General features: G+C 39.3%; 16 protein-coding genes. 15 read left to right on the top strand and 1 reads right to left on the bottom strand.

The genetic code is table 11. The annotated features are described in order from the left end of the window. Positions 1-53 precede the first annotated feature (53 nt). The 15 genes from remA to spoVM all read left to right on the top strand — a co-directional run bounded on the left by remA (position 54) and on the right by spoVM (position 14,077). The gene (remA, locus tag ACHUFV_RS05450; RefSeq protein ID WP_150439580.1) at positions 54-314 is read left to right on the top strand and encodes an extracellular matrix/biofilm regulator RemA; all 261 of its coding nucleotides are present in this window, start codon (positions 54-56) and stop codon (positions 312-314) included. 10 nt (positions 315-324) lie between these two features. Continuing rightward, entirely contained in the window at positions 325-939 is a 615-nt protein-coding gene (gmk, locus tag ACHUFV_RS05445) for a guanylate kinase (protein WP_394233398.1), read from the top strand. 1 nt (position 940) lies between these two features. After that, on the top strand, positions 941-1,162 hold the full coding sequence (rpoZ, locus tag ACHUFV_RS05440) for a DNA-directed RNA polymerase subunit omega (RefSeq protein ID WP_071395389.1): 222 nt from the start codon (positions 941-943) through the stop codon (positions 1,160-1,162). A gap of 101 nt (positions 1,163-1,263) precedes the next feature. Further along, positions 1,264-2,469, top strand: a complete 1,206-nt coding sequence (gene coaBC / locus ACHUFV_RS05435; RefSeq protein ID WP_394232576.1) for a bifunctional phosphopantothenoylcysteine decarboxylase/phosphopantothenate--cysteine ligase CoaBC — start codon at positions 1,264-1,266, stop codon at positions 2,467-2,469. Then, on the top strand, positions 2,469-4,883 hold the full coding sequence (priA, locus tag ACHUFV_RS05430) for a primosomal protein N' (protein WP_394233396.1): 2,415 nt from the start codon (positions 2,469-2,471) through the stop codon (positions 4,881-4,883). The genes coaBC and priA overlap by 1 nt, the downstream gene beginning before the upstream one ends. A 74-nt stretch (positions 4,884-4,957) precedes the next feature. Then, the gene (gene def, locus ACHUFV_RS05425; protein ID WP_394232575.1) at positions 4,958-5,443 is read left to right on the top strand and encodes a peptide deformylase; all 486 of its coding nucleotides are present in this window, start codon (positions 4,958-4,960) and stop codon (positions 5,441-5,443) included. Then, positions 5,440-6,396, top strand: coding sequence for a methionyl-tRNA formyltransferase (gene fmt, locus ACHUFV_RS05420; RefSeq protein ID WP_394232574.1), 957 nt, complete (start codon positions 5,440-5,442; stop codon positions 6,394-6,396). Before def ends, fmt begins: the two co-directional genes overlap by 4 nt. Beyond that, entirely contained in the window at positions 6,386-7,735 is a 1,350-nt protein-coding gene (gene rsmB, locus ACHUFV_RS05415) for a 16S rRNA (cytosine(967)-C(5))-methyltransferase RsmB (protein ID WP_394232573.1), read from the top strand. The genes fmt and rsmB overlap by 11 nt, the downstream gene beginning before the upstream one ends. A 3-nt stretch (positions 7,736-7,738) precedes the next feature. Then, positions 7,739-8,827 (top strand): dual-specificity RNA methyltransferase RlmN, encoded by a 1,089-nt coding sequence (rlmN, locus tag ACHUFV_RS05410; RefSeq protein ID WP_394233394.1) that lies wholly within the window; start codon positions 7,739-7,741, stop codon positions 8,825-8,827. A gap of 4 nt (positions 8,828-8,831) precedes the next feature. Continuing rightward, the gene (locus ACHUFV_RS05405) at positions 8,832-9,590 is read left to right on the top strand and encodes a Stp1/IreP family PP2C-type Ser/Thr phosphatase (RefSeq protein WP_394232572.1); all 759 of its coding nucleotides are present in this window, start codon (positions 8,832-8,834) and stop codon (positions 9,588-9,590) included. Next, on the top strand, positions 9,590-11,563 hold the full coding sequence (gene pknB / locus ACHUFV_RS05400) for a Stk1 family PASTA domain-containing Ser/Thr kinase (RefSeq protein ID WP_394233392.1): 1,974 nt from the start codon (positions 9,590-9,592) through the stop codon (positions 11,561-11,563). The genes ACHUFV_RS05405 and pknB overlap by 1 nt, the downstream gene beginning before the upstream one ends. Positions 11,564-11,612: 49 nt before the next feature. Continuing rightward, the gene (gene rsgA / locus ACHUFV_RS05395; protein WP_394232571.1) at positions 11,613-12,494 is read left to right on the top strand and encodes a ribosome small subunit-dependent GTPase A; all 882 of its coding nucleotides are present in this window, start codon (positions 11,613-11,615) and stop codon (positions 12,492-12,494) included. A gap of 2 nt (positions 12,495-12,496) precedes the next feature. Continuing rightward, positions 12,497-13,141: a ribulose-phosphate 3-epimerase gene (rpe, locus tag ACHUFV_RS05390; RefSeq protein ID WP_394232570.1), complete on the top strand. Its 645-nt coding sequence runs from the start codon at positions 12,497-12,499 to the stop codon at positions 13,139-13,141. 89 nt (positions 13,142-13,230) lie between these two features. Continuing rightward, a complete protein-coding gene (locus tag ACHUFV_RS05385; protein ID WP_394232569.1) occupies positions 13,231-13,878 on the top strand; it encodes a thiamine diphosphokinase in 648 nt (215 codons plus the stop codon). Between the two features lie 118 nt (positions 13,879-13,996). Then, positions 13,997-14,077, top strand: a complete 81-nt coding sequence (gene spoVM, locus ACHUFV_RS05380; protein ID WP_071395378.1) for a stage V sporulation protein SpoVM — start codon at positions 13,997-13,999, stop codon at positions 14,075-14,077. A 180-nt stretch (positions 14,078-14,257) separates the two neighbouring features. Here the strand turns inward: spoVM and rpmB are convergent, their stop codons facing one another. Next, positions 14,258-14,446: a 50S ribosomal protein L28 gene (gene rpmB, locus ACHUFV_RS05375; RefSeq protein ID WP_071395377.1), complete on the bottom strand. Its 189-nt coding sequence runs from the start codon at positions 14,444-14,446 to the stop codon at positions 14,258-14,260. Positions 14,447-14,671: the final 225 nt, after the last annotated feature.

Below are 14,671 nucleotides of genomic sequence, written 5' to 3'. Positions count from 1 at the left end.
AGAAAATAATCGTCAGGGTGAAACTAATTAACTGATGGTAGGAGGAAAATCAGGTGATTAAACTGATTAATATCGGCTTTGGCAATATCGTTTCTGCCAACCGGATCATTTCTATCGTGAGTCCTGAATCAGCACCCATCAAAAGAATTATTCAGGATGCACGCGACCGTGGTTCTTTAATTGATGCAACGTATGGCAGACGAACGCGGGCTGTCATTATTATGGATAGTGATCATGTGATACTAAGTGCAGTTCAGCCAGAAACAGTTGCACACCGGTTAAATGATCGAGACGAAATATTGGATGAAGGGTAGGACTCTATTGATGCATGAAAAAGGGTTATTGATTGTATTATCCGGACCTTCAGGGGTTGGTAAAGGAACAGTGAGAAAAGAAATTTTTTCTCAGCAGGATACAAAGTTTGAGTATTCGATATCAATGACAACGAGATCTCCACGCGAAGGGGAAAGGGACGGCGTGGATTATTTTTTTAAAACTAGGGAAGAATTCGAAGATCTCATTGAACAAGGGAAACTGTTAGAGTATGCCGAGTTTGTCGGTAATTATTATGGAACACCTGTAGATTATGTTCGCGAAACTTTAGATAAAGGAAAGGATGTTTTCCTTGAAATTGAAGTTCAAGGTGCACGTCAAGTCCGTGAAAAGTTTCCAGATGGATTATTTATATTCCTTATGCCACCTAGCTTGTCAGAATTGAAAAATCGAATTGTGACGAGAGGTACGGAAACAGAGGATATTATTAACAATCGTTTAAATGTGGCGAAAGAAGAAATTGAAATGATGAACTTATATGATTATGTGGTAGAAAACGATGAAATCAATCTTGCTTGTGAACGCATCAAAGCCATTGTTGTGGCAGAGCACTGCCGCAGAGAACGAGTAGAACCAAAATATTTAAAAATGCTGGAGGTTAAGTAATATGTTAGATCCATCAATTGATTCTTTAATGACAAAAATTGATAGTAAATACTCTTTAGTGTCGGTAGCAGCTAAACGCGCCCGTCAAATGCAATTAGGTGAAACAACACTGTTGAATCGATACATTTCTCATAAAAATGTTGGTAAAGCACTTGAGGAAATTGATGCAGACAGATTATTTTATCGCTTAGCAGACAGAGACTTAGGTTCCAGGTATGAATAAAAGGTAGAAAGGGCTGACCACGTCAGACCCTTTTCTTTTGCATTATAACAATACAGCGGATGTGAAATGTTTGCAGAACTTTGTAAATGGGGGTCAGATTTATGCTGAATGGTAAAAATATCTTATTATGTGTCACGGGCGGAATTGCTGTCTATAAGGCGGCAGCTTTGACGAGTAAACTCACACAGGAGGGTGCAGATGTCCGCGTTATTCTAAGCAAGTCGGCTTGTGAGTTTGTAGCACCGTTAACCTTTCAAGCCTTATCGCGAAATGATGTCTACACAGATACGTTTGATGAAAAGGACTCCACAAAAATAGCCCATATTGATTTAGCCGACTGGGCAGATGTAATAGTAGTTGCACCGGCGACTGCGAATATCATTGGAAAACTTGCAGGCGGAATTGCGGATGATATGATATCGACTACACTGCTCGCAGCGACTGCACCTGTATGGATTGCTCCAGCAATGAACGTTCATATGTACAACCATCCGGCAGTTCAACGAAATATGGCTGTTTTAGCAGAGTATGGCTATTCATTTATTGAACCTGGTGAGGGTTATTTAGCCTGCGGTTATGTAGGCAAAGGAAGATTAGAGGAACCAGAAAACATTGTTGCGAAATTAAATAACTATTTTCATCTAGGAGATGGAAGGCTTAAAGGTAAAAAAGTAGTGATTACAGCCGGCCCGACTCGAGAAAAAATTGATCCTGTTCGCTATCTTACAAATCATTCAACAGGAAAAATGGGTTATGCAGTAGCAGAGGAGGCGGTAAGGGCAGGAGCGGATGTTACACTTATTTCCGGCCCTGTATCATTAGCACCGCCTAAAGGCGTTCAAGTTATCCAGGTAGAGAGTGCACAGGAAATGTATGAAGCGGTTATAAGCCGATTCGAAGGCACTGATATTGTAATCAAATCAGCAGCTGTTGCCGATTATCGCCCGAAGCAATATGCCGATCACAAAATAAAAAAACAGCCTGGAGAACAAGTCATTGAACTAGAACGAACAAAGGATATCTTAATGGAGCTTGGGCACAGAAAAGACAAGCAGCTATTAATCGGCTTTGCAGCTGAAACAAACAATGTCAGTGAATACGCGGAAAAGAAACTTTTGAGTAAAAATGCTGATATGATTGTTGCAAATAATGTAAAAGAGGCAGGTGCCGGTTTTGGTACGGATACCAATATCGTGACTTTCTATCGAAAAGACGGGGTAACAAAGGAATTTCCGATTCTATCAAAAAAAGAAGTGGCAGGTAAAATCATAGATGAAGTGTGCTTGCTTTTGAAGGAACAGCATTAATGGCAGTTGCCAAAGTGATAGTCGATGTACCTGCAAAGCAAACAAACAGGCCCTTTGATTATGGTATTCCCGAAAGGCTCATTCATGTTTTAATGCCTGGTATGCGAGTCATTGTTCCTTTTGGTCCCCGAAAGGTTCAAGGGTTTGTCATTGATATTGTTACGGAATCACAATTCCCAAAGCTCAGAGAAATCATTGAGCTGATGGACATTGAACCGGTATTGAACGAGGAACTTCTTTTATTGTCGGATTGGTTAACAGAAAAGACGTTATGCTACAAGATTTCAGCTTTTCAAGTCATGCTTCCTCCTGCATTAAAAGCAAAATATGAGAAAAAGGTAAGGTTGATTAATCGCTCACAACTTTCCATGCTTTCACCTGTTTTACAAACTCTATTTTCAAACGGTGATGTCATTAAATGGGAAGAAGTAAGTAATGGAAATGAGCTTTCGTTATTACAGAGGGAAATATCAAACGGGACATTTGAAGTCTTATATGAAGTGAAAGAAAGAGTAAAAAAGAAAACGTTGAAGATCATCGCACCAGCTGTCACAAAACAGAAATTGGAGCAAATTCGTTCAGAGCTTCCAAGCAGAAGTGTAAAGCAGCTGAAATTGATTGATTTTTTTATTGAACACAGTGAGCCAATAGAAAGACAAAAAATCATGTCTACAATAGGGGTTTCAAGTGCCGTCATTAAAGGACTTCTTGAAAAAGGCATTTTAATAGAGAGGACAAGGGAGGTTTATCGTGATCCGTATAAGGACCGTGATATTGAGAAAACACATCCTCTCCAGCTGACAAATGATCAGTCGCAAGCCATCCAACCGATTTTGGCTGCTTTGGAAGAAAAAAAACATGACGTATTCCTTCTATATGGAGTGACTGGAAGCGGAAAAACGGAAGTATATTTACAAGCTATTCAACGAGTACTTGAGGATGGACGGGAAGGGATTGTCCTTGTTCCGGAAATTTCACTGACTCCACAGATGGTCAACCGCTTTAAAGGGCGTTTTGGAGATATGGTAGCAGTTCTTCACAGCGGACTTTCAGTAGGGGAAAAATATGACGAATGGAGAAAAATACAACGAAAAGAAGTCAAGGTAGTTGTGGGGGCACGTTCGGCTATTTTTGCCCCATTTGAAAATTTAGGGATTATTATTATAGATGAAGAGCATGAAACAAGCTACAAGCAGGAGGACAACCCAAGATACCATGCACGTGACGTTGCAATTGAAAGGGCTAAGCGGCACAATTGTCCGGTTGTATTAGGAAGTGCGACACCTTCCTTAGAAACATTTGCCCGTGCGAAAAAAGGTGTGTATCAGCTATTAACCTTGTCGAAACGAATGAACGAGCGCGATTTGCCGAAGGTGGAAATCGTTGATATGCGCGAAGAGCTGAGAGAAGGCAATCGTTCGATGTTTTCTCGTGTACTGCATGAAAAGCTGCAAGACCGCTTAGCAAAAAAAGAGCAGACTGTCCTGTTTTTAAATAAGCGCGGACACTCTTCCTTTGTGATGTGCCGTGACTGCGGGCTTGTGCTGCAATGCCCAAATTGTGATATTTCTTTAACCTATCACCGATTTAATCAGCAAATGAAATGTCATTATTGCGGTTTTGAATCAATCGTGCCGACTGTATGTCCGGAATGTGCCAGTGATCATATACGTTATTTCGGAACCGGTACACAAAAGGTTGAAGAAGAAATTGCAAAAATCTTCCCTGAGGCAAGGGTCATTCGAATGGATGTTGATACAACATCCAGAAAAGGAGCCCATGAAAAGCTGCTAACAGAATTTCAAGAAGGTCATGCTGATATTTTACTAGGAACGCAAATGATTGCAAAGGGGTTGGATTTTCCCAACATTACTTTGGTTGGTGTATTATCAGCAGATACGATGCTGCATTTACCTGATTTACGATCTTCAGAAAAGACCTTTCAATTATTAACACAGGTCAGCGGCCGGGCAGGAAGGCATGAACTTGCTGGAGAAGTGGTAATCCAAACCTATACGCCTGAGCATTATAGTATCGAGCTAGCAGGTGAACAGGATTATGATCAATTTTACCAGCGGGAAATGATGATTCGAAAGATTCATAAATACCCGCCCTTTTATTATATTACCTTAATAACAGTCAGCCATGAAGAGCTGATGAAGGTAGTGGATGTAACAGAGAAAATAACGAGTTTTATTCGTTCCAGATTGACAAATGAAGCGATTGTTTTAGGTCCGGTTGCATCCCCAATTCCAAGACTGAATAATAAATATCGCTATCAATGCTTAATTAAATATAAACGTGAACCCAAATTAACTGAAGCATTAAAAACAGTCCTTGATCATCATCAACAGGATGTACTTCATTCGGGTCTGCAAATAGCGATTGATAAAAATCCATACATCCTTATGTAAACAAGAAAATGCAGATTCAATGTTAAGATTAAAGAAAATTGGAAAAACTATTTAGAAAAGCGGAGGAAACACATTTGGCAGTTAAAAAGATTGTGATGCATCCGGCTGAAATATTGGAGCGTCCCTGTAAGCCGGTAACATCCTTTAATAATAAATTAAAAAAATTATTGAATGATATGTATGATACGATGATTGAATTTGATGGAGTTGGCTTAGCTGCACCACAGGTAGGAGTGGATGAGCAGATTGCAATCGTTGATATTGATGACGGTTCCGGCACAATCGAGATGATTAATCCGGAAATACTAGAAACAAAAGGTGAACAAAATGGTGTCGAAGGCTGCTTGAGCTTTCCTGGATTGTATGGGGAAGTAAGCCGGCCGTATTATGTAAAAGTCAAAGCTCAGGACAGGAAAGGGAAAAGTTTTACGATTGAAGCTGAAGACTTTCTTGCACGTGCGATACAGCATGAGATTGATCATTTGCACGGAATATTGTTTACATCGAAGGTTACAAGATATATAGATGAAAAAGAACTTCACGAGGTGGAAGGCGAATGACCAAGATTGTATTTATGGGAACACCGGACTTTTCAGTTCCGGTTTTGAGACAAATAATTAATGATGGCTACGATGTAATTGGAGTAGTTACTCAGCCTGATAGACCTGTGGGCAGAAAAAAAGTCCTTACACCTCCACCGGTTAAGGTAGAGGCGTTGAAGCAAGGGATACTTGTTTTTCAGCCGGAAAAAATCCGCAGGCCTGAAGAACTGCAGCCCATTTTGGATTTGCAGCCAGATTTGATTGTAACAGCAGCTTTCGGACAAATCCTGCCTAAGCAGCTTCTCGATGCACCTCGATACGGCTGTATTAATGTACATGCATCACTTTTGCCCGAGCTTCGCGGCGGAGCGCCCATTCATTATGCCATACTGCAAGGGAAGGAAAAGACAGGAGTCACCATCATGTATATGGCTGAGAAACTGGATGCGGGTGATATCTTAACGCAGGTAGAGGTCCCCATTTTGGAAGAAGATAATGTGGGCACAATGCATGACAAGCTAAGTGTGGCCGGTGCAAAGCTATTATCAGAAACATTACCAAAGCTCCTTAATGGGGAATTGGCAGCGATTCAACAAAATGAAGAAGAGGCTACCTTTGCATCGAATATTAAAAGAGAGCAGGAGAAGATTGATTGGGCGAAGTCTGGTGAAGAAATTTATAACCATATTCGCGGTCTAAATCCGTGGCCAGGAGCCTATACCACGCTCCAGGGAAATGTTTTGAAAATTTGGCGTTCAGAAAAAATTCCACTGCAAGTAAGCGAAGCACCCGGAACGATTGTCAAGCTTGAAGAGGAAGGCTTTATCGTTGCAACAGGTAATCAGACAGCCGTTAAAGTCACAGAACTGCAGCCATCAGGTAAGAAAAAAATGTCTGCCGGTCAATTTCTAAGAGGAGCTGGCAGCGATTTAACTATCGGTATTCAATTAGGGGATTCTTATGAAAACTAAACGTAAAAATGTTCGTGAAGCAGCACTTGAAATTTTGGAACAAATTGAAAAAAATCAATCCTATAGCAATCTTCTTTTAAATAACGTAATCAAAAAGAATGAACTAGATCCGAAGGACATTGGGCTATTAACGGAATTAACATACGGGACGCTGCAAAGAAAAATGACACTTGATTTTTATCTAGCTCCCTTTTTAATAAAAAATAAAAAAATGGAACAGTGGGTTAGACAATTGCTAAGGATGACTGTTTTTCAAATGGTGTACTTAGACAAAATCCCCGACCGGGCAGCTATATTTGAAGCAGTTGAGATTGCCAAAAAAAGAGGTCATAAAGGTATCTCTAGTTTAGTTAATGGCGTCCTTCGCAGCATTCAAAGAGAAGGGCTTCCTTCCTTTGAACAAATGGAGGATCCAATTGAAAGGCTGGCCGTATCGACAAGCCACCCGCTTTGGCTTGTAAAACGCTGGGTTCAGCAATTTGGATATGAGGACACAAAAGAGATGTGTGAACTCAATTTAACGGCTCCAGTCATGACAGGCCGCGTGAATACAACTAGGATTGACCGGGAAACATGCTTATCGCTTTTAAAGGAAGAAGGATTTTCAGTGGAAGCAAGCGAGGTGGTACCTGAGGCCATCCTATGCTATAAAGGAAACCTAGCTAATTCTACTGTTTTTAAACAAGGGCTTGTAACAATTCAAGATGAGAGCTCCATGCTTGTGGCTCTATCTCTTGGTGTTAAGGAAAATCAGGAGGTACTGGATGCCTGTGGGGCACCTGGTGGTAAAACGACGCATATTGCTGAGAGATTAAATGGTACTGGTGAAGTAGTTGCCCTTGATTTACATGAGCATAAGGTAAAGCTGATACGTGAGAATGCCAAAAGACTGGAACTCCCGAATATTAAAGCGCAAACGCTTGACAGTCGGCATGTTCAAGAACATTTTGAAAAGGAATCCTTTGACCGGATCCTTTTGGATGCTCCTTGTTCAGGACTTGGAGTCATGAGACGAAAACCAGATATCAAATATACAAAAAAAGAAGAGGATCTATTTCAACTGCAAAAAATTCAAAAAACATTACTAGATTCTGTTTCCCCTTTATTAAGAAAAGGTGGTATTCTAGTTTACAGTACGTGCACAATTGATCAGGAAGAAAATCAACAGGTGGTTCAAGCGTTTTTAGATCAACATCCTGATTTTGAGCGTGACGAATCAGTAAAAGATAGAATGCCTGAGAAAATAAAACCAATCGTCAAAAATGGTGAAATGCAAATTTTACCACAATGCATGAATTCAGATGGCTTTTATATTGCTTGTTTAAGGAAGAAGGTGTAAATGATGGAGAACACGACCATCCATGAGAATAAAACAGAAATAACCGCAAAGCCCTCCATCTATTCGCTGCAGCTTTCAGCGTTAAAGGAATGGTTAAAGGAACATAATGAGAAAGCATTCAGGGCAGAACAGATTTTTGATTGGCTATATAAGAAACGAGTTTCAGAATTTGATCAAATGAGTAATTTATCAAAGAACTTACGGGACATTCTTTCAGAACATTTTACGCTGACTACATTAAATACAATCATTAAACAGGAGTCGGCTGATGGAACCATAAAATTTTTATTTGAACTTCACGATGGCTATTCGATTGAGACTGTTTTAATGCGGCATGATTATGGAAATTCAGTTTGTGTAACGACCCAAGTGGGCTGCCGAATCGGATGTACGTTCTGTGCTTCAACACTGGGCGGTCTTAAACGCCATTTAGAAGCAGGTGAAATTGTTGCACAGGTTGTGAAGGTTCAACAGGCACTCGATGAAACGGATGAACGAGTAAGCTCTGTAGTAATCATGGGTATAGGTGAACCATTCGATAATTTTGATAACATGCTCTCCTTTTTGAAAATTATTAACCATGACCAAGGCTTAAATATCGGTGCAAGACATATTACCGTTTCAACAAGTGGAATCATTCCGAAAATCTATCAATTTGCAGATGAGAATTTGCAAATTAATTTTGCTATCTCATTACATGCACCAAATACTGAGTTACGCAGCCGATTAATGCCAATTAATAAGGCTTATAAACTACCAGACTTGATGGAGGCTGTACGATATTATATTAATAAAACGGGTCGACGCATCAGCTTTGAATATGGATTATTCGGCGGGGTCAATGACCAAGTTGAACATGCAAAAGAATTAGCTGGTTTAATTAAAGGTATAAAATGCCATGTCAACTTAATTCCAGTAAATTATGTTCCTGAACGTGACTATGTCCGAACACCGCGTGATCAAATTTTTCTATTTGAGAAAACCTTAAAAGACGCAGGTGTGAATGTAACGATTCGGCGGGAACAAGGTTCGGATATAGATGCAGCATGTGGACAGCTTCGTGCAAAGGAACGAAAAGAAGAGACGAGGTGAAAGGATGAAGGCTATTTTCGTGACACACAAAGGAAAGATTCGTCAGCATAATGAAGACAGCGGCGGCGTATTCTTTAGCCAATCTGGTCAGCGTCTTGCCATTGTCGCTGACGGGATGGGTGGACATCGTGCAGGAGATGTTGCAAGTAAAATGGCACTGATAAAACTGCAGGAGGAATGGGAAAAGGCAGAAAAGATTGAGACAGCAGACCAAGCCGAAAATTGGCTGAAGGACCATATTGACCAGGTGAATATGGTCCTTTATGAACATTCGAAAAAGCATTCCGAATGTGAAGGCATGGGTACAACCATTGTGGCAGCAATTATTACAGAGTTATTTTCCACCATCGCCCATATTGGAGACAGCCGCTGCTATATTTATAATGAGACTGGTTTCTCACAAGTAACGGAAGATCACTCGCTTGTAAATGAGCTCGTACGATCAGGTGAAATTTCAAAAGAAGATGCTGAAAATCATCCGCGAAAGAATGTACTTTTACGGGCTTTAGGTACTGAGACTTCTGTTGAAATGGACATAAAAACAATTCTTTTTGAAGAGGGTGACCGTCTTTTACTTTGTTCTGATGGATTATCCAATAAGGTGACTGAAACGGAAATAGTCAATATTCTTGAAAATCATCTTGCAATTGAGGAAAAGGCTAATACACTAGTAAAGCTCGCTAATGATTATGGCGGTGAGGATAATATTTCATTAATAATCGTAGAGTATGATCCTAATAGCCCTAAGGGTGATGTAAAGTGATGATTGGGAAACGAATAAGCGGCCGCTATAAAATATTAGAGATGGTTGGCGGCGGGGGAATGGCTAATGTTTATTTAGCTCACGATATGATCCTCGACCGAGATGTTGCCGTTAAGGTTTTACGGCTTGACTTTGCCAATAATGAGGAATTTATTCGCAGGTTTCACAGGGAAGCTCAGTCGGCTACAAGCCTTGCCCATCCGAATATCGTGAATATTTTTGATGTTGGAGAAGAGGATTCCATTTATTATATTGTCATGGAATATGTGAAAGGACAAACTCTCAAAGAATACATACAAATGCATTCATCTATTCCGATCGAAAAAGCACTAGATATTATGCAGCAACTGACATCCGCCATTTTACATGCGCATCAAAATCATATTATTCACAGAGATATTAAACCGCAAAATATACTTATGGATCAAAATGGAAATGTCAAAATTACTGATTTCGGTATAGCCATGGCATTAAGTGCAACAAGCATAACGCAGACAAATTCAGTACTCGGTTCTGTACACTATTTGTCACCTGAACAAGCAAGAGGCGGAGTCGCCACTAATAAATCCGATATTTACTCACTTGGGATAGTCATGTTCGAATTATTAACGGGCCGGTTACCTTTTTCTGGAGAGTCAGCTGTATCCATAGCCTTAAAGCATCTGCAGGCTGAAACTCCCTCATTACGAAGATGGAATCCGTCCATCCCGCAAAGTGTTGAAAATATTGTATTAAAATCAACAGCAAAGGATCCTTTCCATCGCTATTCAAGTGTTGTAGAGATGCAGGAGGATATCAGAACGGCTTTAGAGCCCGATCGTTTGGATGAACCCAAATTTTCAGTACCATTGGATATTGAAGCAACGAAAGCAATACCTATTATTACGGATGATCGGCCTTATTCTAATCTTGATGAAACCCTTGTTCATGCAAAAGATCCCAAGCTTCATTCTGATCCGACACCAGTACAAGAACCAGTTAATGAAAAGGTTAAAAAGAAAAGAAAAAAATTACCGATTATTTTATTTTCTATATTAAGCATATTAATTATTCTTGTTGTTTTAACTATTACCGTTCTTCCTGGTCTTTTATCACCAAAGGATATCGCGATTCCTGATGTATCAGGCATGGAATTGGATCAAGCTGTTTCAGAGCTTGTTACAGCAGGATTTGTAGTTGGTGAAACAAAGGAAATTAGCCATGAGGAGCTAGAAGAAGGGTATGTTGTTAAAACAGAACCGAAAGCAGGCAAAAAGGTGAAGGAAGGGACAAAAATCACTATTTTTGAAAGCTCCGGAAAACAAAGCTTTGAATTATTGGATTATACAGATAGAATGTATGACGATGTTGTTACGCTTTTAAAAGAAAAAGGATTTAAAGATATTAAGAAAAAAGAAGTGAATGACGATCATGCTGCTGTTGGAATAATACTAGAGCAAAATTATCCGGCTGGCGAAGAAGTTATTCCAGAGGAAACAATCCTTGAATTTACCATCTCTAAAGGACCCGGAATGATTGATGTTAAGGACTTAACAGGTTATAATGCCGCCGGTGTACAAACATATGCAGGGTCCGAAGGGTTAACGGCTGATGTCTCACAGGAGGAATACAGTGATTCTGTTGCCAAAGGTCTTGTCATATCACAAACCCCAGCACCTGGTACAGCTGTGAAAAAAGGTTCGGAAATAAAGGTCATTATATCAAAAGGTCCTGAGGAGATTCCTCCGAAAACCGTTACAAGGGAAATTGAAATCCCATATGAGCCTGAGGTTGAAGGAATTCCACAGGAAGTTCAAATCTTTATTGAGGATATGAACAATAATATGACAGAGGCCTTTAAAACAATCTATATTACAGAAAACGTAAGAGAAGTAATAGAGCTGACTATTGTTCGCGGAGAATCAGCTGGCTATAAAGTAATGCGTGATAAAAATGTCATCTTTGATGAGACAGTCCCATATCCGGAGGAGTAAAGAAAAGGTGATTCGTTGAAAATAATATAAAAATTAAGGGAGCGTTGCTATGCCTGAAGGCAAAATTGTAAAAGCGTTGAGTGGTTTTTATTATGTTTTAAGTAATGATAAATTAGTTCAATGCCGTGGTCGGGGAATTTTTCGTAAAAATAAAATAACTCCATTAGTTGGAGATGAAGTAGTGTTTCAAGCTGAAAATGACACGGAAGGCTACATTCTGGAAATAAAAGAACGAAAAAATGAGTTGGTTCGTCCACCGATCGCAAATGTTGACCAAGCTATCCTCGTTTTTTCGGCAGTGGAACCTGATTTTAGTACAGCTTTGCTGGATCGGTTCCTGGTATTAATTGAATATAATCGAATCCGTCCATTGATTTGTATTACAAAAATGGATCTGACGAGTGAAGCAGAAAAAAACAACATCCACAAATTTGCAGATAATTATCGGAAAGCAGGCTATGAAGTTTTATTAACCTCCTCAGAAACAGAGGAAGGGATTAACGAATTATTACCATATATAAAGGGGGACATTTCTGTCTTTGCCGGGCAGTCAGGAGTTGGCAAATCCTCTTTATTGAATGTTCTTCGCCCGGATTTAAGCTTAAAAACAAATGATATATCAAACCATCTTGGCCGGGGAAAGCATACAACTCGTCATGTTGAACTCATTCATATTGGTGAGGGACTTGTCGCAGACACACCGGGGTTTAGTTCATTAGAGTTTACTGAAATTGAGGCAGAGGAGCTAACTTTCTGTTTCCCTGAAATTCAAACACTTAGTGAAGAATGTAAGTTTCGCGCATGTCTGCATATCTCTGAGCCGAAATGTGCGGTTAAATCTGCCTATGAGAATGGGGAACTGCCAGCCTACCGATATGAACATTATTTAGAGTTCCTGGACGAAATAAAAAATAGAAAGCCGAGGTATTAGCGATGATAAAAATTGCACCATCTATACTATCTGCTGATTTTTCTAAATTGGGAGACGAGATTAAGGACGTAGAAAAAGGCGGAGCCGATTATATTCATGTGGACGTGATGGACGGACATTTTGTCCCAAATATAACGATTGGCCCACTAATTGTTGAAAGCATTAGACCAGTTACAAAGCTGCCACTCGATGTACATTTAATGATTGAAAATCCAGATTTATATATTGAAGCCTTTGCAAAAGCAGGTGCTGATTATATTACCGTCCATGTGGAAGCATGCAGACATTTGCATCGGACGATTCAACTAATTAAATCCTTCGGTGTAAAAGCTGGTGTTGTTCTAAATCCAGCAACTCCTGTGCAAATGATTGAACACATTATAGACGATCTCGATATGGTATTATTAATGTCTGTAAATCCTGGTTTTGGTGGACAAAAGTTTATTCCATCAGTGCTTGGAAAAATCAAACAAGTCAAAGAAATGGCCGATCAAAAAGGATTAACGGTTGAGATTGAGGTAGATGGTGGTGTAAATAAAGAAACGGCACCCCTTTGCATTGAAGCTGGTGCAACTGTTCTAGTAGCTGGCTCTGCCGTTTATGATCAAAAGGATAGACAGCAAGCCATTGCAGCTTTAAAGGGATAAATAATTTAAAAAAAGAAGTCAGCTAGAATGCGGGCTTCTTTCTTTGATTTTCAAAGAATTTATTATACATAAAGAAAGGATTGAGAAAAGTGATCATACATTTATTAGGTGGCGGACCAGACTATCTCCTTCCAGATTTAAGCTTGTATCAAGAGCCGGATGTCGTATGGGTAGGGGTTGACCGCGGTGTCTATACATTAATTGAAAAAGGAATTCAACCTGCAATTGCATTCGGTGATTTTGATTCTGTTTCAGAAGCGGAATTTTCAATGATTGAAGAGAGGGTCCATGAATTAAAAAAATATAAACCTGAGAAGGATGAAACAGATATGGAGCATGCGCTTAATTGGGCTATTACCCAAGAGCCGCTCCTCGTTCGATTGTTTGGTTCAACGGGTGGAAGACTTGACCATATGTTTGGAAATGTTCAATTATTACTTCAGGCAAGCCTGGATAATCCTCTAGTTCAAATTGAAATGATTGACGTGCAAAACACAATTTATATCCGAACGGCTGGGGAATATCAAATTCAAAAATTGGCTGAGAAGAAATATATTTCTTTTATCCCTCTTTCAAATGACGTGAAGGGGATAACATTAAAGGGTTTTAAATATCCTTTGACAAATCGTCATATTTCGCTTGGTTCGACATTATGTATTAGTAATGAGCTTATTGATGATTATGGTACTTTTTCTTTTTCTGAAGGCATATTAATGATTGTAAGAAGTACCGATTAAAAAATGCTTGAATATAAACGTACTTATTACAGATCTTTGAATAAGATAATGTGGTTGAAAAATTCACTAGTTGGATAATGCTACCTAGTTTGTATGATGTTTGAGGAGGGACATAATTATGAAATTTTATACAATTAAATTGCCTAAATTTTTAGGCGGTCTTGTCCGGGCGATGTTAGGTACCTTTAAAAAGGGATAACAAGCATTTTTAGGAGTATTCTTAGAAATTTAGATAGAATCAAAAGGGGAAGACAACACAAAATTTTATCTTTATACACCCAATACTGGGTGTTTTTGTTCATGGTCTAGCTCCAGCGTTTTCTTATCTCAAATAGGCATACACAAAAAAGACGTCCTTTGATAAGGACGTCAATCTTTATTATACACGTTCAACTTTACCTGATTTTAACGCTCTTGCAGAAACCCAAACACGCTTTGGCTTTCCGTTCACAAGAATACGAACTTTTTGAAGGTTAGCACCCCATGTACGTTTGTTAGCGTTCATCGCGTGGGAACGTGCATTACCTGTAGTTGTCTTTTTACCAGTTACAACACATTTACGTGGCATATATTTTCCCTCCTTACTAGAAAAACTGAATCGATTCATACAGTTCAGTTACATTTTTATTAATCAGATCTTTGCATAATCTGGAAAAATGAGAAAAACTGGACAGACTCCGTTTTTCATCCATTAAAGATACCTTAATAATTTATCACACAACCTTACCGAATGCAATACTCAAAACCAAACCTTTCAAGAAAAATTACTTGACAATATTAGATGCGGAGGGCG

The organism is Niallia oryzisoli (genome assembly GCF_043641075.1).
Classification (GTDB): Bacteria; Bacillota; Bacilli; order Bacillales; family Cytobacillaceae; genus Bacillus_BD; species Bacillus_BD oryzisoli_A.
The sequence above is the reverse complement of the archived record's forward strand: the minus strand, read 5'-3'. Positions and strand labels throughout refer to the sequence as shown.